This is a genomic window from Streptomyces sp. P9-2 (assembly GCF_051903975.1).
Lineage (GTDB): Bacteria > Actinomycetota > Actinomycetes > Streptomycetales > Streptomycetaceae > Streptomyces > Streptomyces cellulosae.
On the sequence record NZ_CP192633.1, the window covers coordinates 3,228,979 to 3,254,947 of the forward strand.

22 protein-coding genes and 1 riboswitch are annotated in these 25,969 nt (G+C 74.1%); of the genes, 12 read left to right on the plus strand and 10 right to left on the minus strand.

Annotated elements, in window-relative coordinates; genetic code table 11:
• Nucleotide 1: 1 nt before the first annotated feature.
• Nucleotides 2-223 (minus strand): sulfur carrier protein ThiS, encoded by a 222-nt coding sequence (thiS, locus tag ACQY0Z_RS14790; RefSeq protein ID WP_093767983.1) that lies wholly within the window; start codon nucleotides 221-223, stop codon nucleotides 2-4.
• Nucleotides 220-1,386 (minus strand): glycine oxidase ThiO, encoded by a 1,167-nt coding sequence (thiO, locus tag ACQY0Z_RS14795; protein WP_439812390.1) that lies wholly within the window; start codon nucleotides 1,384-1,386, stop codon nucleotides 220-222. The genes thiS and thiO overlap by 4 nt, the downstream gene beginning before the upstream one ends.
• A riboswitch (TPP riboswitch) is annotated at nucleotides 1,384-1,495 on the minus strand. Its footprint overlaps the gene before it by 3 nt.
• Before the next feature lie 95 nt (nucleotides 1,496-1,590).
• On the opposite strand from thiO, the gene ACQY0Z_RS14800 reads away from it, so the two are divergent.
• The 5 genes from ACQY0Z_RS14800 (at nucleotide 1,591) to ACQY0Z_RS14820 (ending at nucleotide 6,318) form a co-directional block, all read left to right on the plus strand.
• Nucleotides 1,591-2,826 carry an FAD-dependent oxidoreductase gene (locus ACQY0Z_RS14800; RefSeq protein ID WP_189896787.1) on the plus strand — a complete coding sequence of 412 codons (1,236 nt, stop codon included), beginning with the start codon at nucleotides 1,591-1,593 and terminating at the stop codon, nucleotides 2,824-2,826.
• Between the two features lie 67 nt (nucleotides 2,827-2,893).
• Nucleotides 2,894-3,259, plus strand: coding sequence for an Rv2175c family DNA-binding protein (locus ACQY0Z_RS14805; RefSeq protein ID WP_189896789.1), 366 nt, complete (start codon nucleotides 2,894-2,896; stop codon nucleotides 3,257-3,259).
• A gap of 351 nt (nucleotides 3,260-3,610) precedes the next feature.
• Nucleotides 3,611-4,270: a thiamine phosphate synthase gene (thiE, locus tag ACQY0Z_RS14810; protein ID WP_439812391.1), complete on the plus strand. Its 660-nt coding sequence runs from the start codon at nucleotides 3,611-3,613 to the stop codon at nucleotides 4,268-4,270.
• A gap of 126 nt (nucleotides 4,271-4,396) precedes the next feature.
• Nucleotides 4,397-5,320 (plus strand): methylenetetrahydrofolate reductase [NAD(P)H], encoded by a 924-nt coding sequence (gene metF, locus ACQY0Z_RS14815; RefSeq protein WP_189896792.1) that lies wholly within the window; start codon nucleotides 4,397-4,399, stop codon nucleotides 5,318-5,320.
• Nucleotides 5,321-5,376: 56 nt separating this feature from the next.
• Nucleotides 5,377-6,318, plus strand: a complete 942-nt coding sequence (locus ACQY0Z_RS14820) for an SCO2102 family sporulation regulator (RefSeq protein ID WP_254588520.1) — start codon at nucleotides 5,377-5,379, stop codon at nucleotides 6,316-6,318.
• A 60-nt stretch (nucleotides 6,319-6,378) separates the two neighbouring features.
• Here the strand turns inward: ACQY0Z_RS14820 and ACQY0Z_RS14825 are convergent, their stop codons facing one another.
• The 4 genes from ACQY0Z_RS14825 to ACQY0Z_RS14840 form a co-directional block, all read right to left on the minus strand.
• Complete coding sequence (locus ACQY0Z_RS14825) at nucleotides 6,379-7,863, minus strand: phytoene desaturase family protein (protein ID WP_347225645.1); 1,485 nt, start codon at nucleotides 7,861-7,863, stop codon at nucleotides 6,379-6,381.
• A gap of 453 nt (nucleotides 7,864-8,316) precedes the next feature.
• Nucleotides 8,317-8,946, minus strand: coding sequence for a TetR/AcrR family transcriptional regulator (locus ACQY0Z_RS14830; protein ID WP_019521965.1), 630 nt, complete (start codon nucleotides 8,944-8,946; stop codon nucleotides 8,317-8,319).
• Nucleotides 8,947-8,981: 35 nt separating this feature from the next.
• A complete protein-coding gene (locus ACQY0Z_RS14835) occupies nucleotides 8,982-11,066 on the minus strand; it encodes a YhgE/Pip family protein (RefSeq protein WP_439812392.1) in 2,085 nt (694 codons plus the stop codon).
• The gene (locus ACQY0Z_RS14840) at nucleotides 11,038-12,033 is read right to left on the minus strand and encodes an ATP-binding cassette domain-containing protein (RefSeq protein ID WP_439812393.1); all 996 of its coding nucleotides are present in this window, start codon (nucleotides 12,031-12,033) and stop codon (nucleotides 11,038-11,040) included. The genes ACQY0Z_RS14835 and ACQY0Z_RS14840 overlap by 29 nt, the downstream gene beginning before the upstream one ends.
• A gap of 181 nt (nucleotides 12,034-12,214) precedes the next feature.
• Here ACQY0Z_RS14840 and ACQY0Z_RS14845 point away from each other — a divergent pair, with 181 nt between their 5' ends.
• The 3 genes from ACQY0Z_RS14845 to ACQY0Z_RS14855 all read left to right on the plus strand — a co-directional run bounded on the left by ACQY0Z_RS14845 (nucleotide 12,215) and on the right by ACQY0Z_RS14855 (nucleotide 14,360).
• On the plus strand, nucleotides 12,215-12,781 hold the full coding sequence (locus tag ACQY0Z_RS14845) for an SAV_6107 family HEPN domain-containing protein (protein ID WP_189896801.1): 567 nt from the start codon (nucleotides 12,215-12,217) through the stop codon (nucleotides 12,779-12,781).
• Nucleotides 12,782-12,894: 113 nt separating this feature from the next.
• Nucleotides 12,895-13,665: a methyltransferase gene (locus tag ACQY0Z_RS14850; RefSeq protein ID WP_189896803.1), complete on the plus strand. Its 771-nt coding sequence runs from the start codon at nucleotides 12,895-12,897 to the stop codon at nucleotides 13,663-13,665.
• A 287-nt stretch (nucleotides 13,666-13,952) separates the two neighbouring features.
• Entirely contained in the window at nucleotides 13,953-14,360 is a 408-nt protein-coding gene (locus ACQY0Z_RS14855) for a DUF3040 domain-containing protein (protein ID WP_189896805.1), read from the plus strand.
• Between the two features lie 371 nt (nucleotides 14,361-14,731).
• Here the strand turns inward: ACQY0Z_RS14855 and ACQY0Z_RS14860 are convergent, their stop codons facing one another.
• The 4 genes from ACQY0Z_RS14860 to ACQY0Z_RS14875 form a co-directional block, all read right to left on the minus strand.
• Nucleotides 14,732-17,125 (minus strand): transglutaminase TgpA family protein, encoded by a 2,394-nt coding sequence (locus ACQY0Z_RS14860; RefSeq protein WP_381730488.1) that lies wholly within the window; start codon nucleotides 17,123-17,125, stop codon nucleotides 14,732-14,734.
• The gene (locus tag ACQY0Z_RS14865; protein WP_439812394.1) at nucleotides 17,122-18,486 is read right to left on the minus strand and encodes a DUF58 domain-containing protein; all 1,365 of its coding nucleotides are present in this window, start codon (nucleotides 18,484-18,486) and stop codon (nucleotides 17,122-17,124) included. The genes ACQY0Z_RS14860 and ACQY0Z_RS14865 overlap by 4 nt, the downstream gene beginning before the upstream one ends.
• Entirely contained in the window at nucleotides 18,486-19,553 is a 1,068-nt protein-coding gene (locus ACQY0Z_RS14870; protein ID WP_254588303.1) for an AAA family ATPase, read from the minus strand. Before ACQY0Z_RS14870 ends, ACQY0Z_RS14865 begins: the two co-directional genes overlap by 1 nt.
• Nucleotides 19,554-19,813: 260 nt before the next feature.
• A complete protein-coding gene (locus ACQY0Z_RS14875; RefSeq protein ID WP_189896810.1) occupies nucleotides 19,814-20,362 on the minus strand; it encodes a beta-class carbonic anhydrase in 549 nt (182 codons plus the stop codon).
• Nucleotides 20,363-20,774: 412 nt separating this feature from the next.
• Here ACQY0Z_RS14875 and rsmH point away from each other — a divergent pair, with 412 nt between their 5' ends.
• From rsmH to ACQY0Z_RS14895, 4 genes are all read left to right on the plus strand, one after another.
• Nucleotides 20,775-21,731: a 16S rRNA (cytosine(1402)-N(4))-methyltransferase RsmH gene (gene rsmH, locus ACQY0Z_RS14880; RefSeq protein WP_189896812.1), complete on the plus strand. Its 957-nt coding sequence runs from the start codon at nucleotides 20,775-20,777 to the stop codon at nucleotides 21,729-21,731.
• 84 nt (nucleotides 21,732-21,815) lie between these two features.
• Nucleotides 21,816-22,310 carry a septum formation initiator family protein gene (locus ACQY0Z_RS14885; protein WP_347225651.1) on the plus strand — a complete coding sequence of 165 codons (495 nt, stop codon included), beginning with the start codon at nucleotides 21,816-21,818 and terminating at the stop codon, nucleotides 22,308-22,310.
• 5 nt (nucleotides 22,311-22,315) lie between these two features.
• Entirely contained in the window at nucleotides 22,316-24,274 is a 1,959-nt protein-coding gene (locus ACQY0Z_RS14890) for a peptidoglycan D,D-transpeptidase FtsI family protein (protein WP_381728081.1), read from the plus strand.
• 171 nt (nucleotides 24,275-24,445) lie between these two features.
• Nucleotides 24,446-25,966, plus strand: coding sequence for a UDP-N-acetylmuramoyl-L-alanyl-D-glutamate--2,6-diaminopimelate ligase (locus tag ACQY0Z_RS14895; protein ID WP_189896816.1), 1,521 nt, complete (start codon nucleotides 24,446-24,448; stop codon nucleotides 25,964-25,966).
• Nucleotides 25,967-25,969 lie beyond the last annotated feature (3 nt).

Sequence of the window (25,969 nt, forward strand, 5' to 3'; positions counted from 1 at the left end):
GTCAGCCTCCTTGGACGGCGGTCAGGACCTCCACCCGGTCCCCTTCGGACAGGGGGGTGGCGGGCCACTGCGCGCGCGGGACGACGGTTTCGTTGAGGGCTGCGGCCACCCCGGAGGGCGCCGCGGTGAGCGACCTGACGACGAGGTCGAGGGCCGTGCCGGGCGGGAACTCCCGGGGCTCGCCGTTGACGGTGACGGTGACCGTGGTGACCGGGGCGTTCATACGGACTGCTCCGCGAGGACGGGGGCGCCGAAGCGCCGGGGGGTGAACGGGAGGGCCTCGTCGGGCAGCTCGCCGGTGGTCAGCACCCGCGCCATGGCGTCACCGGTGACGGGCGTCAGCAGCACGCCGTTGCGGTGGTGCCCGGTGGCGAGGAGCAGCCCGTCGAGGCCGGTCGGGCCGAGCAGCGGCGCGTTGTCGGGGGAGCCGGGGCGCAGTCCCGCGAGCGTCTCGGTCAGCGGCAGCTCGGTGAGGCCGGGCACCAGTTCGTGGGCGTCGCGCAGCAGCTCGTAGACGCCGCCCGCGGTGACCGTGGTGTCCCAGCCCATCTCCTCGCTGGTCGCGCCGATCACCAGCTCGCCGCTCTCACGCGGCACCAGGTAGACGTGGCTGCCGCGCACCACCGCCCGCACCGTGCGGCTCAGGAACGGCTCGGGGCGGTCCGGCATGGTCAGCCGCAGCACCTGCCCCTTCACCGGACGCACCGGGGGCAGCACCTCCGCGGGGATGCCCGCCAGCCGCCCGCTCCAGCTGCCGCCGGCCAGCACCACCTGGCCCGCGCCCAGCTCGTCGCCGTCCGCCGTGACCACGCCGGTGGCGCGGTCACGGCGGACGGTGAGCCGCTCGGCCCAGGCGCGGTGCAGCGTGACGCCGGCCCGCTCGCAGGCGGTCAGCAGCGCGGACGCCAGCCGGCGCGGGTCGATCTGGTGGTCGCCGTCCACCCGCAGCCCGCCGCGCACACCCGGCGCGAGCATCGGCTCCAGGCGCCGGCACTCCCGCCCGGTCAGCCACTGCGAGTCGAGGCCGGAGCGCCCGTGCAGGGCGTGCAGCTCGCGCAGATGGGCGCGGTCGTCGGCGTCCAGCGCCACGGCGAGGGTGCCGCAGCGGCGGTAGCCGAGGTCCTGGCCGGTGCGGTCGGACAGCTCGGCCGCGAAGTCGGGGTAGCGGCGGGCGGAGGCCAGGTTGAGGCCGAGCAGCGTCTGCTCGCCGTGGTGCAGTTCGGTGACGGCGGCCAGCATCCCGGCCGCCACCCGGGCGGCGCCGCCGCCCGGACCGGGGTCCACGACCGTCGTGGCGAGACCGGCCTGCGCGGCCCGCCAGGCCGTCACCAGACCGATGATCCCGCCCCCGACGACGAGGACGTCTGAGGTACGCGTGCGCGACATGGGCGTCCAGCCCCTCCCTTCGCCGGCATGACCCGGATCAGGTTCGTACGGTCGGAGGCCGCGAGCCTCCCTCTCAGCCCGGTGCGTCCGGGCTCCCGCGAGTGCGTGTACGCGAGCCACCCTAGCCCGCGCCGCGCCGCACCCGTAAGGGACCCCGCGCGGCAGCGGTCCGGCGCGGCGGGCACGGGTGTCTATGGTGAGCGGGTGAGCGAGCAGACGCAGGAACCGGGAGGGGCCGTGCCGCGCCGGGTCGTCGTGGCGGGCGCGGGCATGGCGGGCGTGCAGACCGCGGCGGCGCTGCGGGAGCGGGGCTTCACCGGCGAGGTGACGCTGATCGGCGCGGAGCCCCACCAGCCGTACGACCGGCCGCCGTTGTCCAAGGCGGTGCTGCTGGGCACCGCCGAGAGCTCCGCCTTCGACGTGGACTTCGACGAGCTCGGCATCGAACTGCGGCTGGGCTGCGAGGTGACCGGGCTGCGCCCCGGCGACCACGAACTGGACACCGAGGCAGGGCCCGTCCCGTACGACGTGCTGGTGATCGCCACCGGCGCGGAACCGCTGCGGCTGCCCGGCGCCGAGGGCGTGCCCGGCGTGCACCTGCTGCGCACCCTGGACGACGCCGTACGCCTGCGGCCGGTGCTCGCCGAGCGGCACGACATCGTGGTCGTCGGCGCGGGCTGGATCGGCGCGGAGTTCGCCACGGCCGCCCGGGAGGCGGGCTGCGCGGTCACCGTCGTCGAGGCCGAGGAGAGGCCGCTGGCGGGCGTGCTGCCCGCGGAGGTGACCGCGCCGATGACCGCCTGGTACGAGGAGGCCGGCGTCACACTGCGCACCCACGCGCGCGTGGCGCGCGTCGAGCCCGGCGCCGTGCTCCTCGACGACGGCACCCGGCTGCCCGCCGGCGCGGTCGTCGTCGGCATCGGCGCCCGCCCCGCCACCGCCTGGCTGGCCGGGTCCGGCATCGCCCTCGGCCCGCACGGCGAGGTCCTCGCCGACGAGCACCTGGCGACCTCCCTGCCCGACGTGTACGCGGTCGGAGACTGCGCCTCCTTCCCCTCCGCCCGCTACGGCGAGCGCCTCCTCGTCCACCACTGGGACAACGCCCTCCAGGGGCCGCGCACGGTCGCCGCGAACATCGTCGGCGGGCCCGGGGAGCGCGAGGTGTACGACCCGGTGCCGTACTTCTGGTCGGAGCAGTTCGGGCGGTTCGTGCAGTACGCCGGGCACCACGCGGCCGCCGACCGCACGGTGTGGCGCGGCGACCCGGCCGGCCCGGCGTGGAGCGTGTGCTGGCTGCGCGGGGACCGGCTGGTGGCGCTGCTCGCGGTGGGGCGGCCCCGGGACCTGGCGCAGGGGCGGCGGCTGATCGAGTCGGGCGCCGCGCTGGACCCGGAGCGGGTCGCGGACCCGGCGCGGCCGCTGAAGTCGGCGACCGTCTGACCGACTCGCCCGCGCGGTGGGACGGGGCTGGCTTCCGACTGTCGGTGGCAGGTGGCAGGCTTGTCCTGTGACCGAGATTGACGCAAAGATCGATGCTCTCGTCCCCGCCTGGCTCACCCTCCCCGACATCGCCGAGAAGCTCGGCGTCGAGGTGACGCGCGTCCGGCAGCTGGTCAAGGAGGGCCAGCTCATCGCCGTGCGCCGGGGTGAGAACCGCGCGCTGCACGTCCCCGCGACCTTCATCGACGGGGACAAGATCGTCAAGGGCCTGACCGGGACCCTGACGCTCCTGCGGGACGACGGCTTCACGGTCGAAGAGATGCTGGAGTGGCTTTTCACCCCCGACCCCAGCCTGCCGGGCACCCCCGCGCAGGCCCTCGCGGAGAACCGCGGCACGGAGGTGAAGCGCAGGGCCCAGGCCCTGGCCGTCTGACGCACGTTGCCCACGACGCCCCCAAGGGGCGGGGAACCGCGCGCTCAGCCCCCACGCACCCGCAGGGGCAGAACCGCGCGACGCCGGGCCCGCACGGTCCGACCGACGTTCCGGTGACCCCCTGAGGGGCGCCGGGAACCGCGTGCCAAGCCCCCACGCACCCGCAGGGAGCGAACGCCCCAAGGGGCGCGGGGAACCGCGTGCCAAGCCCCCACGCACCCGCAGGGACCCCCGACCGGGAGCGGCGTCGGCCGCCGCTCCCGGACCTCACCTGCCGCCAGGCACGACATAGGGTTCCGCCGACGGGCCCGCCCGGCCCGCCCACAGCGCGACCCACCCTGGGGGGAACCCATGCCCGACAACCCACGCACCCACCTCGCCGACGCCCGCGTCTACCTCTGCACGGACGCCCGCAAGCGCCAGGGCGACCTCCCCGACTTCCTGGACGCCGTCCTCGCCGCCGGCGTGGACATCGTCCAGCTCCGTGACAAGGGCATGGAGGCCGCCGAGGAGCTCGAGCACCTCGAGGTCTTCGCCGACGCCTGCGCTCGCCACGGCAAACTGCTCGCGGTCAACGACCGCGCCGACGTCGCCCACGCGGCCCGCGCCCACGTCCTCCACCTCGGCCAGGGCGACCTCCCCGTCCCCGCCGCCCGCGCGATCCTCGGCGACGGTGTACTCATCGGCCGCTCCACCCACGCCGAGGACGAGGCCGCCGCGGCCGCCGTCCAGCCCGGCGTGGACTACTTCTGCACCGGCCCCTGCTGGCCCACCCCCACCAAGCCCGGCCGCCTCGCGCCCGGCCTGGACCTCGTCCGGTACACGGCCGGGCTGGGCACCGACCGCCCCTGGTTCGCGATCGGCGGCATCGATCTCGCCAACCTCGACCAGGTGCTGGACGCCGGCGCCCGCAGAGTGGTCGTGGTCCGTGCCGTCACCGAGGCGGACGACCCGGGCGCCGCGGCCGCCGAGCTGGCCGGGCGGGTACGCGAGGCCGCGGACGCAGGCTGACCAGCACCGCCCCGAAAACCGCCGAGGCGTCTCAACTCTGTCCACACTGTGGACAGCAAGGCGGCAAATCAGACAAATATCCCGCTTCTGGTTGGGGCCCCGCCCACCCGTGGCTACGCTGCCCGTATGGCCCTCGGAACCGCATCCACCAGGACGGACCGCGCACGCACCGTGCGCGACATGCTCGCGACGGAGAAGCGGACGTACTCGTTCGAGTTCTGGGCCCCCAAGACGGAGAAGGGCGAGCGCAACCTCTGGAACGCGCTCCGCAGGATCGAGGCCGTCGCCCCCAGCTTCGTCTCCGTGACCTACGGCGCGGGCGGCTCCACCCGGGCCGGCACGGTGAAGGCGACCGAGCAGATCGCCGCCGACACCACCCTCACCCCGGTCGCGCACCTCACGGCGGTGGAGCACTCCGTCGCCGAACTGCGCAACATCATCGGCCAGTACGCCGACGCCGGGATCCGCAACATGCTGGCCGTCCGCGGCGACCCGCCCGGCGACCCGATGGGCGACTGGGTGCCGCACCCCCAGGGCCTCACCTACGCGGCCGAACTGGTGCGGCTCATCAAGGAGTCGGGCGACTTCTGCGTGGGCGTCGCCGCCTTCCCCGAGATGCACCCGCGGTCCGCGGACTGGGACACCGACGTGGCCCACTTCGTGGACAAGTGCCGGGCCGGCGCGGACTACGCGATCACCCAGATGTTCTTCCAGCCCGAGTCGTACCTGAGGCTGCGTGACCGAGTCGACGCGGCGGGCTGCGAGACGCCCGTCATTCCCGAGGTCATGCCTGTGACCAGCGTGAAGATGCTGGAACGGTTGCCAAAGCTCAGTAATGCGGTGTTCCCCGACGCCCTCAAAGAGCGGATCCTCACAGCGAAGGACGATCCGGCGGCGGTACGCTCCATCGGTATCGACTTCGCCACGGAGTTCTGCGCGCGGCTGCTGGCCGAAGGAGTGCCCGGTCTGCACTTCATCACGCTCAACAACTCCACGGCGACGCTGGAAATCTACGAGAACCTGGGTCTGCACCACCCGCCGCAGGCCTAGACCGGTCGCACGCGCATACGACACACTGCGTAGCGACCACTGGGAGAGGGGCGTACATGGGCTGGACGGTCCTCTACATCGCGTTCGGCATCGTCGCGCTGTGGTTGCTGGGTGAGGTGCTGCTGCAGTACAAGGCGCGCCTGCGCTGGCGGCTGCTCGCCTTCGTCGGGTTCCTCGGCGTCGTGTTCGGTGTGCTGATCCCGTCCGTGGTGGTGATCGGGCTGGGCGCCGCGGCCTTCGCCGTCGGGCAGACCTACGTCACGCTGTCGTTCCGGCGCGGCTTCCAGGCCGGCTGGGCGGTCAACGCGCCGATGCTGTCCGCCGTGAAGGGGCGCCGCGACGAACCGACGCTGGAGGTCACCGACCTCGAGGCGTCCGGCGACCGCGCCGACGCGTTCGACACCGGCCCGGTGACGGCCGGTTACGGCGCCGACGACGACTACGACCGCGACGACGTCTTCACCCCCGCCGCCGACCGCCAGACGGCCGCGGAGTCCACGGCCGTCTACGAGCCGCAGCCGCTGCCCGACGACACCGGCTCCTACGGCGTCTACGGCGACCAGGGCTACGCGGGCCAGGACCAGTACGCCGGCCAGGACCAGTACGCGGACCAGTACGCCGCGACCGCGCAGACCGCCGACCCCAACTACGCCTACGACTACTCCGCTTACGGGCAGCAGCAGGGCTACGACACGGGCCAGCAGTACGCCGCGTACTCCGACCCGTACATCGGGAACGCCACCTACGGCGGCGGCACGTACGACACGGGCTACACGGACCAGCAGTACGCCCAGCAGGGCTACGCGGCCCAGGACCCGTACGCGACGGGCGGCTACGGCGGCGAGACCCCGGCCGGCGGCCTGTGGGTGCCGCAGCAGCGCAGCGCCGACGACCCGTACGGCGGCGAGCTCCCGCCGGAGCAGCAGTACCCGTACCAGGACGGCGGCCAGCAGCAGGGCACGCAGGGCAACGGGTACGACGAGCAGTACCGCTACTGAGCGCGCGGACGGCGACGGGCGGCCGAGGGTCTCCTCAACCGCCCGTGCCCCGGCCCGCGTTCACTGCGAGCCGCGGAAGTCCGGCCCCTCCACGATCAGTCCGGCGACCAGCGCCCCCGACATCCCGGAGTGCGGCAGCCCGCCGCCGGGGTGCGACCAGCCGCCGACGGTGAACAGCCCCGGCAGACGCGTGGTGTTGGACGCGTGCAGGAAGCGGCCGTCCGCCGCCGCGAGCGCAGGCGCCGGCACCGCGCCGCCCTCCGCGCCCGTCTCCCGCTCGACGTCCTGAGGCGTGCGCACCTCGTGCCACAGCAGCCGGTCCCGCAGATCCGGCACCGTCCGCCCGGCGGCGGTCACCATCCGCTCCGCGAATTCCTGGACGCCCTCCGCCCCGGCGGGCGTCACGGCCGTCACGGTCACCGCCTCGTGCCCGGCGTCCGGGACCAGCTCCGGGTCGTCGGGCCGCAGCACCGTCACCGTCGGCTCGGCCGGCAGTCCGCCGCCGGCCAGCGCGTCCAGCTCCGCGTCACGGTCCCGGGTGTGCACCACCGTCCGGTGCGGGGTGCCCTCGGGGCGGGCGCCGCGCAGCGCCAGCAGCACGGTCGTCCGGCTCGCGCCCTCCCGCCGGGCGGGCACCTCGCCCTCCCCGCGCAGCCGCGTGGCGCACATCCGCTCCAGCACGCCGGGGCCGACCCCCGCGACCACCAGGTCCGCCTCCACGGCCGTGCCGTCGGCGAGTTCGACGCCCGCCGCCCGGCCGTCCTTCTCGCGCACCGCGGTGACCTCCGCGCCGAAGTGGAACTCCACCCGGCGGGCCAGACACCGCTCGTACATCGCCCGCGCCAGCTCCCGCAGCCCGCCCCGCACGTACCAGGTGCCGAAGGCGTGCTCCATGTACGGCAGCACCGCCGCGCTCGCCGGCGTGGTCCGCGGGTCCAGTCCGAACGCCAGGGCGTGGCTCTCCAGCACGGCCTGGAGCCGCGGGTCGCGCAGCTCCCACTCGCCGACCTCCGCCAGCGTGGCCGCCTTGCGCAGCCGCAGCAGCCGCCGGTGCGGGACCGCCGGATAGGGCTCGCGCCCGGCCAGCACCTCCCAGTTGGGCCACAGCGGCTCCTCGAGCAGCGGGCGGCGCGCCCGGTCCCAGGCCTCGCGGGCCCGCACCAGGAAGTCGCCCCAGCGCCGCGCCGCGTCCGCGCCCAGCGCCTCCTCCACCGCCGAGACCACGCCCGCGCGGGAGGCGTTCGGCAGGGACACCCGGGTGCCGTCCGCGAAGACGTGGTGCGACGACGGGTCGGCCTGCACCAGCCCGACGCACTCCTCCAGCGGCTCCCGGCCCGTCTTCACGAACAGGTCCCGGTAGACGGCCGGCAGCGGCAGCAGCCCGGGGCCCGCGTCGAAGGCGAACCCGTCCCGCTCCCGGCGGCGCAGCGCACCGCCGTACGTCTCCGTCCGCTCGTACACCGCCACCCGGTGGCCCGCGACGGCCAGCCGGGCGGCGGCCGCCAGCGCGCCCGCGCCGGCGCCGATCACCGCAATCCGTGCCATGTCAGGGACTTTATCCGCCGCCGGTCAGGGCCCGTCCCCGAGTATCCGCGCCCCCGCAGCGTGACCGTGCGGGCGCGCCCCGTGGTGGGCCCGGGTGCGCAGGAGTGAGTACCCGTACCTAACCGGCGAGATGAGTACGGCGGCGGATGGGCCCGGACCAGCGGGAACGGAAGAGTGGAGACCACGGAGAGGGGGCCCGGGCCCACGGCACCGGCGACACGGGGCGCCGGAACGGGGACCGGCCCGCGATCCGCTCCTTCCGCCGGCGCCGTCGGCGGGAGCGAGGCACGGGGGAACCCGGGGGAACGACCGCAACGGGGGTTCCACGGGGGGGACGTACGGGGGATCACGGGGGAACAACGGGGGAAACAGGAGGCGCCGGCCCGGCCGGTGGCCGCGGGGGACGCGGCCACCGACGGACCGGCGCCTTCGCGTGTCCGGTCGACGTGAGGGTCAGCCGCGGCCGCTGACCCGTCCTTGCAGCAGCCGCGACAGCGCCGCGTGCACGTCGTCCAGGGACCGCTCCGGCTGGAACGACTTCCAGTCCAGCGCCGCCACCAGCACCATGCCCACCAGCGCCGCCGCCGTCAGCGGCACGTCGATCTCCTCGCTGAACTCCCCGGCCGCCACGCCCTCGCGCAGCACCCCCTCGACGACCGCGACGGCCTGCTGCCGCACCACCATCAGCGTGGACTGCCAGGCCCGGTTGGTGCGCCACAGCTCCGCCACGTACAGCTGCGTGAAGGCGGGGTAGCGGTCGATGAAGACCAGCCCCGCCCGGATCATGGCGTCCAGGGCGTCGACCTTGCTCCCGCCCTCCCGTTCCGTCCGCTCGGCCGCCTCCCGCAGCGAGTCGGTCAGCAGACCGACCCCGTGCCGCAGCAGCTCCTCGAAGAGGACCGACTTGCTCGCGAAGTTGTAGTAGACGGTGCCCTTCGCGACGCCCGCCCGCTCGGCGATCTCGTCCACCGTGGTGGCGGAGAACCCCTGCTCGGCGATGAGCGTGACGGCCGCCTCGTAGAGCTTCTGCCGGGTGGCCTCGCGGCGGGCGCTGCCGCCCGGCGTGGTGCTGCTGCGTTCCATGGCCCTGATTCTCACAGGAGCTCCGGCCGGCCGGTTCACAGGCTCAGCTCCGGGTGCAGCCGGTCGAGCGTCCACACCTGCCGGCGGCGGGCCGACAGCGCGGTCAGCGCGAGCGCGCCGGCCGTGAAGGCCGCCAGCACCGCGCAGGCCGTCCACACGGGCCCGAGACCGCCGCCCGAGATCAGCCGCCGCAGCGCCTCCACGACATGGGTCATCGGCAGGAACGGGTGCAGCGCGTTGAAGAAGTCCGGACTGGTCTGCACGGGGTACGTGCCGCCCGCCGAGGTGAGCTGGAGCATCAGCAGTGCCAGCACCAGGATCCGGCCGGCCGCGCCGAAGCGGGCGTTCAGCCACTGCACGAGCGCCGCGAAGCACGCCGCCACCAGGAACAGGAAGCCCACCGTCCCGGCCGCCCGCGCCATCCGAAGCCCCAGCCCCCAGTGCAGCACCGACATCAGCGCCACCGTCTGCAGCACCCCGATCGCCACCACCGGCAGCCAGCCCGCCAGCGCGATCCGCCAGGCGGAGGCGCCCGCCGCGAGCGCCCGCCGGTTCATCGGCGCGATCAGCATGTACGCCACCATCGCGCCCACCCACAGCGACAGCGGGATGAAGTACGGGGCGAAACCGGTGCCGTAGTTGGGCGCCTTGTGGAGGTCCTGGGAGACCAGACGGACCGGGTCGGCCATCACCGCGGTGCGCTCGTCGCGCTCGGTCTTGTCGTAGTCGGGGATCTGCTCGGCGCCCTCGTGCAGACCGCCGGCCAGCTGGTCGGAGCCGTCGACCAGCTTGAAGAGGCCGCCGCTCAGGTCGTCCGCGCCCGTCTTCAGTCTGCCGACGCCCTTGTCCAGGTCCCGGGCGCCCGTCTCGGCGGTGGCGAGGCCCTTGTTGAGCTTCTTCGCGCCCGCCGCGACCTTGCCGGCCCCGGTGTTCAGTGCGTTGATCTTGCTGACGGCGTCCTCGAGGTCCTCGGAGAGGTGCGGGGCCCGGTCGGCGAGCGCACGCGCCTGCTTCTCCAGGGTGGCGAGGTGCCCGTCGAGCTTCTTCAGGTCCGCTCGGTGCCCCGTGACCAGGCCGCTGACGTCGTCCGCGACGGACGAGGCGGTCGCCGCCGCCTCCTTGGCCTTCTTCAGCTCCGGACAGGCCGGGTCGGGCAGAACGGCGTCCTCGCAGCGCTCGCGGAACAGCGGGTCCAGGGTGCCGGACGCCTCACGTGCGTCCTTCGCGGCGGCGGGCGCCTTCTCGGTCAGCGCGTCCAGGTCGTCCCGCAGCTGCCCGGCGGTGTCGGCGACGAAGCGCGCCGTCTCCCCGATGGCCTTCTCGTTCCTCTTCAGGAACGGGCCCGCCTCCGCGTTGAGCGCGTTCACCTTGTCGGCGAGCTTCCGGGTGCCGTCCGCGACCTTCCCGGAGCCGTCCTCCAGGGTGCCCGCGCCCTTGTGCAGGTCCTTGAGGCCCTTGGACAGCTTGCCGCTGCCCGCGCGGGCGTCCTTCAGCCCGGCGACGAGGTCCTTGGAACCCTTCTCCGCCTTGCCGATGCCCCCGTTCAGCTTGTCGGCGCCCTGCGCCGCCTTCACCGTCTCGCCGTGCAGGTCGGAGAAGGAGACGAAGATCTGGTCCAGGAAGGACCGGGAGGTCTTGGTCGACGCGGCCCGCCGCACCTCGCCGAAGACCGTCCGGGAGATCTGCCCGACGATGTAGTTGTTCGCGTCGTTGGTGCGTACCCGGAGGGCGCCCGCCTCGGGGGAGTCGCCCGAACTGGAGGCGACACGGCGGCTGAAGTCCGCCGGCACGGTGAGCGACAGGTAGTACGTGCCGTCCTCGACCCCGCGCCGCGCCTCCTCCTCGCTCACCTCCCGCCAGTCGAAGGCGGAACTGTCGTGCAGGCCCCCGGCGATGTCGTCACCGGCCGTGATCCGTTTGCCGTTCGCGGTCGCGCCCTCGTCCTCGTTCACGAGGGCCACGGGAATCCGGTCGAGCCGGTCGTACGGGTCCCAGAACGACCACAGGTACAGGGCGCCGTAGAGCAGGGGCAGCACCAGCAGGGCGACGAGCGCCGCGCGCGGGAGGGTGCCGCGGCCGAAACGCCGCAGCTCAAGAGCGGCCAGTCGCGGCGATCGCATCGGCGGGGGTCTCCTTCTCGGGGTGGGTGGGGGCGTCCGTGTCGCTGGGCCGGCCGGCCTGGTCGGCGGCTTCGCCGGTGGCCTCGGACTCGTCGGTGGGCTGGGCGTCTTCCGAAGGTTCGGCCTTGTCGGCGTCGTCCGCGGGCTCGGTTTCGGCGGCGGTGCCGGCGGCCTCCGCCTCCGGGGTCGCGCCGGTCTCCGCCTCCGGGGTCGCGCCGGTCTCGGCCTCCGGGGTCGCGCCGGTCTCCGCGTCGCCGGCCCGGTCCCCGTCCGTGCGGACGACCGCCGCGTCGGACGGCGGCTCGCTGCACACGGCCAGCACCGTGACCCCCGTGCCGGCGACGGAGCGCAGCAGCTCCCACACCTCCTCCCGCTCGGCAGCGGACAGCTTCAGGTCGGCGTCGTCGACGCCGAGCAGCCGGGGGCGCCCCAGCAACGCCAGGGCCAGCGACAGCCGGAGCGCCTCCACCCGCTCCAGGTCCCGCACCGCGGTCCGTTCGCCCTTGGGCAGGGCGGCCAGGTCGAGCCCGGCGGCGGCCAGCGCCTCGTCGATGTGCCGGCGCCGCTCCCGCCGCCGCTCGGCGCGGGGGCGCAGCAGCTGCCGGGGCCGGGGGAGCGCGTCCCCGAACCGCCGCCGCAGCAGCTCCTGTTCGCGCAGATGCTCGGCCACGGTGAGGGCCGGTTCGAGGTCGGTCACCCCGGCCACGTGCGCCAGGGCGCTGCGGCGGCGTACGGCGGCCATGCGCCGGGGGAGTTCGAGACCGCCGACGACGGCCCGCCCCTCCGTCGGCTTCATGCGTCCGGTGAGCGTGAGCAGCAGACAGGTGCGGCCGCTGCCGGACGGCCCGGTCACCGCGATCAGCGCACCGGGCGCCGCGTCGGCCGACACGTCGCGGAAGGCCCACCCCCGCGGGCCCTTCAGGCCGAGGCCGTCGGCCACGACGGCGAGTCCGCTCGGATCGTCCACGAATCCCCCTGGAGCGTGCGGGAACAGCTTTTGAACTGACTGGTCAGTGCAAAAGTTAGCTCGAACGGGAGAACGAAGCAACGTCGCAGGTCAGAACGGATTGTCAGTGCCATACCGCACGATGTGCACATACGGCACTCGCCTCATGGCGTGCCGTCACGAAGACGACAGGAGGTTCGTCATGGCCCACTCGTCCGCAGCCGCCGCCCGCCGGCGCCGCGCAGCCGGCCCTGCCCCCTCACTGAACAACGGCCCGGCGAGCGACATCCACCCGGTGCTGCGCCGCGCCGCAGCCCCGCCCGCCGCCCTCGACCTGCTCGCCCAGGCCCGCGCCGGACTCGACGAGGCCGCCGTCCTCGACACCCCCAACGAGCGCTACGCGACGGCCCATCTGGCCGCCCTGCGCACCGCCGCCGCCGTCCTCGCCGCCCGCGGCAGGCCCGAGACCTCGCCCAGGGCCCGGGCGAAGATACGAAGCGCGTGGGAGGTGCTCCCGGAGATCGCGCCCGAACTCACCGAGTGGAGCGCCCTGTTCGCCTCCGGGGCCCGGCGCCGTGCCCGGGCCGAGGCGGGCATCCAGGGCGCGGCGACCGTGCGGGACGCCGACGACCTGATCCGGGACGTGGCGATGTTCCTCCGCCTGGTCGAGCGGATGCTGGTGCTCCAGCCGGTGCTGCCCCATCCCCGCCCCGACCAGGACGGCGGCCCTGACACCGCCCCGCGCGGCGACCTGCCCGACGCGGGCTGAGACGCCGGGCCACCGGGTGACGGCGGGCCGCCGATCAGGCCATAGGGTGGACAGCGCCTGAAACCGATCGCCCCGCCCCACCCCAGGCGGTGCCCCGCCGAGGAGTCACCACCGTGTCGGACCCGATGCGCCCCCGCGCCGCTCTCCGTACCGCCGTTGTCTGGGACGTCCTCCAGGACGCCCTGGAACGCAGGGTCAAGGCCACCGGACGGCAGGCCCTGGACGTCCTCGACACCGGCGGCGGCAGCGGCAACTTCGCCGTGCCCCTGGCCCGGCTCGGACACCGGGTGACCGTCGTCGACCCCAGCCCCAACGCCCTGTTCGCCCTCGAACGCCGCGCCGCCGAGGAGGGCGTCGCCGACCGGGTGCGGGGCGTGCAGGGCGACGCCCGCGGCCTCTTCGACGTCGCCGAGCGCGGCGGCTACGACGTCGTGCTCTGCCACGGCGTCCTGGAGTACGTCGACGACCCGGCCGAGGGCGTGCGCAACACGGTGGCCGCCCTGCGCCCCGGCGGCGTCCTCAGCCTGCTCGCCGCCGGCCTGGGCGGCGCGGTCCTCGCCCGCGCCCTCGCCGGCCACTTCACGGAGGCCCGGCAGGCCCTCGGTGACCCGAACGGCCGATGGGGCGAGGGAGACCCCGTGCCGCGCCGCTTCACCGCCGAGCAGCTCACGGAACTGGTGCGCGGCGCGGGCCTGGAGGTCGGCGCGGTGCACGGCGTCCGCGTCTTCTCCGACCTCGTCCCCGGCGTCCTGGTCGACACCGAGCCCGGGGCGCTGGAGGCGCTGCTGAAGCTGGAGGCCGCCGCGGCCGAGCTCGCCGCGTTCCACTCCGTGGCCACGCAGCTTCATGTGCTCGGTGAGGCGGGAGAGACCGACGGGGCGTGAGCGGCCGTCCGTGACACGGCGCTGATCAGCGGCGCGTCCGGCGGCCCCGGGGCGCATGGACTGTGCCACAGGCCCCCCGAATGGCGGCTCGGAGCCGTATGATCGAGGGAGACCGCCCGGCATGACGGGTCGGCCGCCGGGGAATGACAGCCTCAGCGGACCGGTGCGTGATGGCGGACACCGGTCGGCAATTGGCGCAGAGGGGCGGGTTTCACGGGGGCGATTCCCTGCCTATCCTGAAGGGACCCCCCGGGTCGCCCCGGCGACTGCACGATGAGGAGGACTCCGTGCCGCTCTCGGAGCACGAGCAGCGCATGCTCGAGCAAATGGAGCGAGCGCTGTACGCCGAAGATCCCAAGTTCGCGACGGCGCTCGAGGGAAGCGGGCTGCGTACGTACACCCGGCGACGGGTCTACCAGGCGGTCGCGGGCTTCCTCGTAGGTATTGCGCTCCTCATGGCCGGTATGGTCGCCCAGCAGGTGTGGCTCAGCGTCGTGGGCTTCCTGGTGATGCTGGGGTGCGCCGTGCTGGCGGTGACCGGGTGGCGCAAGGCGCCCAAGCCGGGTGAGCAGGCCGCGGGGACGGCTGGTGCCGCTCCGCGGGCTGGGCGTCAGGGCAGAGCTCGGCGCTCGATGATGGACCGCATCGAGGAGCGGTGGCAGCGGAGGCGTGACGAGCAGGGCGGCGGCCACTGAGGCCTCCGTAGGTTTTCGGTTCAGGGGTGTCCACCGACGCGGGTGGGCACCCCTGAGTCGTCCCTGCGGGCCCCTGCGGGTGCGTGGCGGGTCGTTCGCGCAGTTCCCCGCGCCCCTGTGTGAGCCTGCGGGTCCGTCGTGGTCCTCGCGCAGTTCCCCCCGCCCCTAGGGGTGTTCCGCGCGCGCCTGATCGCACCTGCGGGTCCGTTGCGGTTTGTCGCGCAGTTCCCCGCGCCCCTGGGGTGGGTGCCTCGCGTTCCTGTTTGCACCTGCGGGTGCGTCGTGGTTTCTCGCGCAGTTCCCCGCGCCCCCTCAGGGGCGCGGGGAACTGCGCGAGACGCCCCGGGCGGCCCGCAGCCGTCGATGAGACCTCAGCCGCGCTGGCGCGTAGGCAGGTGCCAGTCGGGGCGGAGCGCGATCACACGGTCCCGGAGGGACGCCCAGCGGTCGGACGCGGTCCAGACCACCCGCACGGCCGACCGAGGCAACAGCAACGCCCGCAGCCGCCCCGCCCGGGACGCCGAGTCGCGCAACGCCCCCGCGGCCCGCCGCACATCCTCCGCCAGCCCAGCGACCGGCCGCGGCCGAGGCGCGTACAGCACCTGCTCCACCGCCCCCGCCAGCCTCCGTACCGACGCCGCAGCGTCCCCCTCCAGTCCGCCCGTCCGCACGATGCGGTCGGCCGCCCCGCGCGGGGTCAGCGACTCGTCGGGAGCGATCCCGTGGTCCCAGGCGGTGTCCGTCAGCTCCTCCCAGGCGGCCAGCACCCGCGGAGCGACGTCCTCCTCCCCGCGGCCATGACCGAGACCGCCCAGCCGGACCGCCCGCATCCGCGTCCGCCACAGCATCGGCGACAGCGGCAGTGCCAGCACCAGCAGCCCGGCCAGCGCCCACAGCAGCACCACGTGCCACTTCGGGCCGCCGCCGTCCGACGCCAGGGCCGCCTCGGGCGACTCGCTCTCGCAGGCCCCCGGGTCACTGCCGTCCGCCCGGCAGTCCGTGCTCTGCGACGGCGCCGCCGACGGGTCGGCGGGCGCGGCCTGCGACGGCCGGGCCGGATCCACGGGACCGTTGTCCTGGACGTCCTGCACGGTGTAGTCCGGCGTCGAGCCCCGGGTCGGGGTCGGCTCGAACCGCGTCCACCCCACGCCCTCGAAGTACAGCTCGGGCCAGGCGTGCGCGTCCCGCATCGCGACCGAGACCGTGCCGTCGGCCTGCGGGGTGCCGGGCGCGAAGCCCACCGCGATCCGCGCCGGGATGCCCAGCGACCGTGCCATGGACGCCATGGCGAACGAGTAGTGCACGCAGAAGCCCCGCTTGTCCTTCAGGAAGCGGGCGATCGCCTGCGAGCCGCTGCCCACGTCGACCTGGGTGTCGTACTGGAAGTTCCCGCTCAGCGCGAACCAGTCCTGCATCATCACCGCGCGGTCGTAGTCGCTCTTCGCGCCGTCCGTCACGTCACGGGCGGTCTCGGCCACCACGGCGGGCAGCGAGTCGGGCAGCTCGGTGTACTCGCGCAGCACGTCGGCCGGCGGCTCCGGGGCCTTGGCCAGCTGCTCCGCCGTGGGCCGCACGTCCAGGCTGCGCACCTCGTACGTCAGACCGCGCGTGTTCTGCCCGTGGTCGCCGACCAGCGTCATGCCGACCGGCTCGTACCGCCAGTCGCCCCGCACGCTCACCCGGCTCGGCGGGTACGGCATCGGCAACCACGTCTGGCCGTACCACTTCGCGACCGAGATCGACGTGCCGACCTCGGTGAACTCCACGTCGGGACCGAGTCCCGGCGGGGCCGGGAAGCCCTCGGGCACCTGGGTGATCGCCCGCTTCGACGGCTTCCACGTGGTGCCGTCGAAGTCGTCCAGGGACACGATGCGCAGATACAGGTCCGAGGTGTTCTCCATCTCGGTGCGCACCGAGAACACCGCGCGGTCGTCGTCGTTGTTCAGCGAGTCGCGCAGCGACACCAGCGGGTTCACCGCGGAGATCGTGCCGCCCCCGCCGACGCCCGCGCCCACGCCCCGGCCGTCCGGGTCGAGCAGGCCGCCGTCCATCGCGGGCAGCGCCAGCGGCACCACCAGGGCGATGCCCAGCGCCACCGCCCCGATCCGGTGCCCGAACCGCGCCGGCGCCGGCGCGCCGGGCGTCTCCCGGCTCCGGCCGCGGGGCGGCCCGGCGAACACCCGGCCCCACTGCGAGAGCCGGTCCCGGCCCTCGGCGAGCAGCAGCATCAGATAGCCGACCGCGGCCAGCAGGAACCACAGCCACTCGATGCCGTTGTCCGTCAGGCCCGCGGCCACCGAGTACAGGGCGAGCAGCGGCAGCCCGGCCGGGGCCGCGCTGCGGAAGGTCACCGCGAGCGTGTCCACCAGCAGGCCGATGACCAGCACCCCGCCGACCAGCATCAGCCGGATGCCGTCGCTCAGCGGCGCCGGTATCGCGTACCGGTTGACGTCCTGTCCGCCCTGCTCGAGGAGCTGCCCGAAGAAGCGCAGCGCGTCCGGGCCGGGGATCAGCCCCGCGACGGCCTGCTCCCGCGCGAACATCAGCGTGAGCAGCATCAGCGTGACGACGACCTGCGCCGCCACCGTCAGCGGCCGTGCCAGCGGCACCCGCCGCGCCGCCGCGCCCACGCCCGCCTGCACGCCCAGCAACAGCGCCGCCTGGAGGATCCAGATCGTCGACTCCACCAGCGGCAGCAGGGCGCAGGCCGCCAGCAGGGTGGCCGCCCACGCGCGCACGGTGAGCCTGGCCAGTGAGCTGATCACGGTCCCTCCCCACCGCTCGCCGCCACCAGGCCCGCGCGCTCACGGTCCGCCTGCCGCCACAGCTGCTCCAGCGAGGCGCCCCGCTCCACCGTCACGGCCGTCCAGCCCGACTCGCGCAGCATCCGCAGATGCTCCTCGCCCGGCCGCCCCTCGGGGCCGGGCACGTCGGTCGGCTCCCGCAGCCAGTCGTCGCTGTCCAGCAGGAACGCCACGGCGCCGCCGCTGCGCTGCCGCATCCGGGCCAGCACAGCGGCCTGCTCGTCGTCCAGGTCGCCGAGGAACGCCACCAGCAGCCCCTCGCTGCCGGACCGCATCACGTCGTAGGCGCGGGACAGGCCCTCCTCGTCGGAGTGGTCCACCACGGCCAGCGTGTCCATCATCAGCCCGGCCGCGTCCGCCGACTCCTGGTGCACCCCGGAGAAGCCGTCGGCGCCCTCCCGGGGCACCGAGTCGCCGGTGTCCGTCAGCAGCCGCACCGAGAAACCCCGCTCCAGCATGTGCACCAGCACCGAGGCCGCGCCCGACACCGCCCACTCGAACGCCGAGTCCGGCCCGGCGCCCTCGTAGGCGATGGCGCGGGTGTCGAGCAGCACCGTGCAGCGGGCGCGCTGCGGCTGCTCCTCGCGGCGCACCATCAGCTCGCCGTAGCGGGCGGTGGAGCGCCAGTGGACGCGGCGCAGGTCGTCGCCGTAGCGGTAGCCGCGGGGGATCACGTCGTCCTCGCCGGCCAGCGCCAGCGAGCGCTGCAGCCCGTCGCCGTACCCCTTGGACTCGCCGCTCAGCCGCACCGGCGGCAGCGGCTCGACCCGGGGCGTCACCGTCAGCGTGTCGTACGAGGAGAAGGAGCGGTTCAGCTCGCACATCCCGAACGGGTCGGACAGCCGCAGCTGGAGCGGGCCCAGCGGGTAGCGGCCGCGCAGGTCGGAGCGGACCCGGTAGGACACCTCACGGCGTCCGCCCGCCTCCATCCGGTCCAGCACGAACCGCGGCCGCGGGCCGAGCACGTAGGGCACCCGGTCCTGGAGCATCAGCAGGCCTGTGGGCATCCGGGAGACGTTGTCCATGCGCAGGTGCACGCGCGCCTCGGTGCCCGCCGGCACCCGGCCGGGGGAGAGGCGGCGGCTGCCCGCGACCCGGTAGCGGGTGCGGTAGAGCACGGCCGCGCACACCAGCGGCAGCACCGCCAGCAGCAGGCCGACCCGCAGCAGGTCGCTCTGTCCGAGCACGTACGCGCAGATCGCGGCCGCGATGCCGGCCGCCAGGAAGGAGCGTCCCCGGGTGGTCAGCCCCGCCAGGGCGGTCCTCAGCCCGCCCCGGTCGCCCCGGTCGTCGTCGGCGTGGACCGCGCCGGCGGTGCTCATCACAGCCTCCGGGGCGGCTGCTGGCCGTAGCCTCCGCGGCCCAGGCCGAACCCGGCGGGCTGGCCGGCCGCCGCGGGCACCGTGGTGCGCTGCAGGATCTCCTGCACCACCTGCTCGGCGGTGCGGCGGTTGAGCTGGGCCTGCGCGGTGGGCAGCAGACGGTGGGCGAGCACGGCCACGGCGAGCGCCTGCACGTCGTCCGGCAGGGCGTAGTCACGGCCCGCCAGGGCCGCCGCCGCCTTCGTCGCCCGCAGCAGATGCAGCGTCGCGCGCGGCGACGCGCCGAGTCTCAGGTCGGGGTGCGTACGGGTGGCGGCGACCAGGTCGACCGCGTACCGCCGGATCGGCTCGGCCACGTACACGCCGCGCACCGCCTCGACGAGCTTCACGATCTCGTGCGCGTGCGCCACCGGCTGGAGGTCCTCCAGCGGGGAGACGCCGCCGTGCACGTCGAGCATCTGCAGCTCGGCCTCCGCGCTCGGGTAGCCGACCGACACACGGGCCATGAAGCGGTCGCGCTGGGCCTCCGGCAGCGGGTAGGTGCCCTCCATCTCGACCGGGTTCTGCGTCGCCACCACCATGAAGGGGCTGGGCAGCTCGTAGGTCTTGCCGTCGATGGTGACCTGGCGCTCCTCCATCGACTCCAGCAGCGCGGACTGCGTCTTCGGCGAGGCGCGGTTGATCTCGTCGCCGATGACGATCTGCGCGAAGATCGCTCCCGGCTTGAACTCGAAGTCACGGCGCTGCTGGTCCCAGATGGACACACCGGTGATGTCCGAGGGCAGCAGGTCCGGTGTGAACTGGATGCGGCGCACCGAGCAGTCGATCGACCGCGCCAGTGCCTTCGCCAGCATCGTCTTGCCGACTCCAGGGACGTCCTCGATGAGCAGATGTCCCTCGGCGAGCAGCACGGTCAGCGAGAGCCGTACGACCTCGGGCTTCCCCTCGATCACGCCTTCCACCGAACCGCGCACGCGCTCCACGACGGCGGTCAGGTCCTCCCCGACCGCCCCGTATGCCCGGTCGGGGGCGCCCCCATGGCTTGCACGATCGTCATAGGTCGTCACCCGGCCCTCCTCGGCCTTTCCCACGCTCAGCGATGAGCGGGGGGTTCCCCAAATGTGCCGGCCGATCCCGTGCCCAGCGGACCGGCCCACCCCGAATCACGGGCACCACGCGGGAAGAGTTCCGCGTGACACCACCTCCGCATTCTTGCTGCCGTTACCGTTTCGTGTCACTCGCCTGTGGACAACTGACAGCGATATGTCAGCTCTTACGACGTTCGACGGCTCTCCGGGGTTCGGCCGGCCTCAGGCGGGCGGCCGGGTCAGGCGGGGTCGACCTCGCGCAGCAGACCCGACTTCACGTCGAAGACGAATCCGCGCACGTCGTCGGTGTGCAGGAGGAACGGCGAGGTCCGCACCCGCTGCATCGACTGGCGGACGTCCTGGTCCACGTCCCGGAAGGCCTCGACGGCCCACGCCGGACGCTGTCCCACCTCCATCTCGAGCTCGTGCCGGAATTCCTCGGTGAGGGACTCGAGACCGCAGTTGGTGTGGTGGATGAGGACGACGCTGCGGGTGCCCAGCGCCCGCTGGCTGATGGTCAGCGAGCGGATCACGTCGTCGGTGACCACGCCGCCCGCGTTGCGGATGGTGTGACAGTCGCCCAGCGACAGACCGAGCGCGTCGTGCAGGTCGAGGCGGGCGTCCATGCACGCCACCACGGCGACGTGGAGCACCGGGCGTGCATCCATGCCCGGGTCGGTGAAAGCGGCGGCATAGCGCTCGTTGGCCTCGATCAGACGGTCGGTCACGGTGCCGGAGGCGGGGACGGCGTTTCCGGAACCTGCGGGTACGGATGCAGAAGTCGTCATACTCCTGACGGTACTGGTCACGAGGGCGTCGAGCCCGTTGTGAGAGGCGACAAAGAACGTCAGCGGTGCTTGGTGTGAGGTAACCCACGGGAGTGGTGTGACCCCCTTCCTACGGGTGATGTGCGCGATCCGCCTCTTGACCCGCGCGGGCCACGACGCGCAGTCCGGTTGATTGACCGGGCCGGACCGTGGACTAAAGTGACGCGAAGCGGGACGTGAGACCGCCCGCTGCAGTGACTTCCCCGGATCCCCCGGTTCCGACCAGGGGATCTCCCGCGTGCGCGGCGCGTACGTACGGCTCGGCCTTCTCCCGCCGCCGCCCGGCCGACGCCTCCGGCGCCGGCCGCCCCCTCACCGGGGAGGGCGGGGAACCGGCGGTGCGTGAGCGTCACGCCGGAACTGAGAGGGCCCCTTGAGCCAGAGTCGACACGTCCCGGTGATGCTCCAGCGGTGCCTGGACCTGCTGGCGCCCGCCCTGGAGCGGCCCGGCGCCGTGGTCGTCGACTGCACGCTCGGCCTCGGCGGCCACAGCGAGGCGCTGCTCGCCCGCTTCCCCGAGGCCCGGCTCGTCGCCCTGGACCGCGACAAGGAGGCCCTGCGCCTCTCCGGCGAGCGGCTGGCCCCCTACGGCGACCGCGCCACCCTGGTGCACGCCGTCTACGACGAGCTCCCCGACGTCCTCGGCCGCCTCGGCGTCCCGCGCGTGCAGGGGATCCTGTTCGACCTCGGGGTGTCCTCGATGCAGCTCGACGAGGCCGACCGCGGCTTCGCCTACGCCCAGGACGCCCCCCTCGACATGCGCATGGACCAGACGGCCGGCATGAGCGCCGCCGAGGTCCTCAACACCTACCCGCCCGGCGAGCTGGTCCGCATCCTGCGCGCGTACGGCGAGGAGAAGCAGGCCAAGCGCATCGTGTCCGCCATCGTCCGGGAGCGGGAGAAGGAGCCCTTCACCACCAGCGCCCGCCTGGTCGAGCTGATCCGCGACGCCCTGCCCCAGGCCGCCAAGCGCACCGGCGGCAACCCGGCCAAGCGCACCTTCCAGGCCCTGCGCATCGAGGTCAACGGCGAGCTGTCGGTGCTGGAGCGCGCCGTCCCCTCGGCCGTGAAGTCCCTGGACGTCGGCGGCCGCATCGCCGTGCTGTCGTACCACTCGCTGGAGGACCGGCTGGTCAAGCAGGTGTTCGCGGCGGGCGCCGCCACCACCGCCCCGCCCGGCCTGCCGGTCGTCCCCGAGCAGTACCAGCCGCGGCTCAAGCTGCTCACGCGCGGTGCCGAACTTCCCACCGAGGAGGAGATCGCCGAGAACCGCCGCGCGGCCCCCGCGCGGCTGCGCGGCGCGGAGCGCATCCGGGAGGACGTCGGGTGAGGCGGCTCCGGTGAGGCACGGGCCGGCCCGGGACGGGTGCCGGCCGGGCGTACGGGCGGGACGAGCGGACCCAGGGGAGCGTGAGTGACCAGGAAACCCGAACTGAAGGGGCGGCCCGAGCTGCGGGGGAGGGCGGCCCGGCTCGCGCACCTGCTGCCCACCGGCCGCGCCCAGGCGGCCCGTACCCCCTTCGTGCTCCTCGTGGTCCTGCTCCTCGGCGGCGGTCTCATCGGCCTGCTGGTGCTGAACTCCGCGCTCAGCGAGGGCGCCTTCCGCCTCGACGACCTTCAGCGGGAGACCAAGGAGCTCACGGACGAGGAGCAGGCCCTGCAGCGCGACATCGACGGCTACTCCGCCCCCGACGCCCTCCAGCGCCGCGCCCGCGAGCTCGGCATGGTGCCCGGCGGCGACCCCGCCTTCCTCGGCCCCGACGGGGAGGTCAAGGGCGTCCCCAGCCCGGCCTCCGCCGCCCCCGCGCCCCTGGTCCTCGCGCCCGAGGCGCTGGCCACGGCGACGGCCCCGCCGCCGACGCCGCAGTCCGCCCCCCGTTCCCCGCACGCCTCGACCCCCGGCAGGTGACGGAAGTGTCCGACAGGCAACCGCCCCGCCGCCGGGTGCCCGGACCCGCCCGGCCCGTCCGTCCGGCCGCCCGCGGCCGCACCGGCCCCGGCGCCCGCCCGGTCCGCGGGCCCGGCGGACCGCGCCCCGGCGCCCCGAAGACCATCCGGCTGGGCAGCCCGCGCCCCCGGCTGCGCCTGGTCGGCGTGGGCCTGACCCTCGTCATGCTGGCCTTCGTCGTCCGCCTGGTGCAGGTCCAGGCCGTCGACGCGAGCACCTACGCCGGCAAGGCCGAGCGCAACCGCTACGTGGGCCAGGTGCTGGCCGCCGAGCGCGGCGAGATCACCGACCGCAACGGCGTGGCCCTCGCCACCAGCGAGGACGCCTACGACATCACCGCCGACCCCACGATGTTCGCCCCCGACGAGTTGAAGATCGACGACGGGCCCGAGCAGGCCGCCGCGCTGCTCGCCCCGATTCTCGGCGCCGACCAGGAGGACCTGGTCCGCAAGCTGCGTCCTGACAACCCGTCGCTGCGCTACGTGAAGCTGGCCGGACGGCAGACCCCGCAGGTCTGGAGGCAGATCAAGGACCTCAAGGCCGCCCTGGCCACCAAGTCCGAGACCGACAGGTCGACGGTCAACGTGCTGGCCGGCGTCTTCTCCGTGCCCACCACCAAGCGGGTGTACCCGAACAACGAGCTCGCCGCCGGGATACTGGGCTGGGTCAACGCCGAGGGCAAGGGCAGCGGCGGCGTCGAGCTCCAGCTGGAGGACCGGCTGGCCGGCGAGGAGGGCAAGATCCGCTACGCCCAGTCCGGCGGCCGTCTGGTGCCCACCGCGGGCTCCACGGAGACCCCGGCCGTGCCCGGCGACGACATCGAGCTCACCATCGACCGCGACATCCAGTGGGCGGCGCAGAACGCCATCAGCAAGCAGGTGGAGGAGTCCGCGGCCGACCGCGGCTACGTCATCGTGCAGGACACCCGCACCGGCGAGGTCCTGGCCATGGCCAACGCCCCCGGGTTCGACCCCAACGACCTGTCCGCCGCCGACCCCAGGACCCTCGGCAACGCGGCCCTCCAGGACGCCTTCGAGCCGGGCTCCACGGCCAAGGTGCTGTCCATGGCGGCCGTGCTGGAGGAGAACGCCGCCACCCCCGGCACCCATGTCGTGGTGCCCAACCGGCTGCACCGCGGCGACCGGCTGTTCAAGGACGACATCGACCACCCGACCTGGTACCTGACGCTCAACGGCGTCCTCGCCAAGTCCAGCAACATCGGCACCATCCTCGCCACCGGCCAGCTCGGCAAGACCCAGGCCCAGGCCAACAAGGTGCTCTACGACTACCTGCGGAAGTTCGGCCTCGGCAGCCACACCGGGCTGGGCTTCCCGGGCGAGACCAAGGGCATCCTGGCCCCGCCGGACCAGTGGTCCACCTCGCAGCAGTACACGATTCCTTTCGGCCAGGGCGTGTCCATCAACGCGATGCAGGCCGCCTCCGTCTACTCGACCATCGCCAACGGCGGCGTCCGCGTCGAGCCCACCCTCGTCCGCGGCTCCAAGGGACCCGACGGGAGCTTCACACCGGCCCCGAAGGCCGAGAAGACACGGGTCGTCAGCGAGAAGACGGCGAAGACCCTCGCGCAGATGCTGGAGTCGGTCGTCGACGACGAGGAAGGCACCGGCACCAAGGCGCGCATCCCGGGGTACCGGGTCGCGGGCAAGACCGGTACGGCGAACCGCGTGGATCCGGCCACCGGCAAGTACCACGGCTACACCTCGTCCTTCGCCGGGTTCGCGCCCGCCGACAAGCCCCGGATCACCGTCTACTGCGTCATCCAGAACGCCACCCGGGGCAGCTACTTCGGCGGCCAGATCTGCGGCCCCGTCTTCAAGCAGGTCATGGAGTTCTCCCTGAAGACCCTCCAGGTCCCGCCCACCGGAGCCGCCCCCGCCGCCCTGCCGGTCACCTTCAAGCCCTGACCCCGTACCGAGCACCGAGCCACCAGGAACCACCTCGTGACAACGATCACCCCCGACCCCGGGAACCAGAGCCCCCGCGGCCCCTCGCTTGGCCCGCCGAGCGGTACGCCCGGTACGCTCACCGCCGTGCCACACGCTGATCAGTCCCAAACCACCCAGAAGGGCCAACCCGTGACATATCCGGGACCGCCCCGTCCGGACCAGGTCTCCGCCGCATCCCTCGCGGAACTCGCCGGTCAGCTGGGTGTCCCCGCACCCGCGCAGGCCGCCGAGGTCACGGGCATCACCCACGACTCGCGCGCCGTCCGGCCCGGGGACCTGTACGCCGCGCTCCCCGGCGCCCGCGTCCACGGCGCGGACTTCGTCACCCAGGCCGCCGGTCTCGGCGCCGCCGCGGTGCTCACCGACCCGGCCGGCGCCGAACGCGTCGCCGTGACCGGGCTGCCCGTGCTGGTGGTGGACGACCCGCGGGCGCGGATGGGCGAACTGGCCGCCACCATCTACGGCCACCCCGGTCGCGATCTGCTCCAGATCGGCATCACCGGCACCTCCGGCAAGACCACCACCGCCTACCTCGTCGAGGGCGGTCTGCGGACCGTCCGCTCCACGGGACTGATCGGCACGGTCGAGATGCGCATCGGCGACGAGCGCATCAAGTCCGAGCGCACCACACCCGAGGCCACCGACCTCCAGGCGCTGTTCGCGGTCATGCGCGAGCGCGGCACCGAGGCCGTGGCCATGGAGGTCTCCAGCCACGCCCTGGTCCTCGGCCGGGTCGACGGCTGCGTCTTCGACATCGCCGTCTTCACCAACCTCAGCCCGGAGCACATGGAGTTCCACTCCGGGATGGAGGACTACTTCCAGGCCAAGGCGCAGCTGTTCACCCCCGCCCGCAGCCGGCTCGGCGTGGTCAACGTGGACGACGAGTACGGCCGCCGCCTGGTCAAGGAGGCAGGCGTCCCGGTCGTCACCTACTCCGCCGAGGGGCACCCGGACGCCGACTGGCGCGCCGAGGACGTCCACGTCGGCCCGCTGGACTCGACGTTCACCGTGGTGGGCCCGAAGGACGAGCGGATCACCGCCCGCGCCCCGCTGCCCGGCCCGTTCAACGTGGCCAACTCCCTGGCCGCGATCGTCGCGCTGGCCGCCGCCGGACTCGACCCGCAGGCCGCCGCCGACGGCGTCGCCGCCGTGCCGGGCGTGCCCGGCCGCCTGGAGCGCGTCGACGTGGGCCAGCCGTACCTGGCGGTCGTGGACTACGCCCACAAGACGGACGCCGTGGAGTCGGTGCTGCGCGCCCTGCGCAAGGTCACCGAGGGCCGGGTGCACGTCGTGCTCGGCTGCGGCGGCGACCGGGACGTCACCAAGCGGGAGCCGATGGGCGCGGCCGCCGCGCGGCTCGCCGACACCGCCGTACTGACCTCCGACAACCCCCGCTCCGAGGACCCGCTGGCGATCCTCGCCGCGATGCTCCAGGGCGCGGCCTCCGTGCCCGCCCACGAGCGCGGCGAGGTCCAGGTCTTCGAGGACCGGGCCGCCGCGATCGCCGCCGCCGTCGCCCGGGCCGAGCCCGGCGACACCGTGCTGGTCGCCGGCAAGGGCCACGAGCTGGGACAGGACATCGCCGGGGTGGTGCGTCCGTTCGACGACCGCCAGGTGCTTCGCGAAGCCATCAAGAAGACCCAGGGATGAACT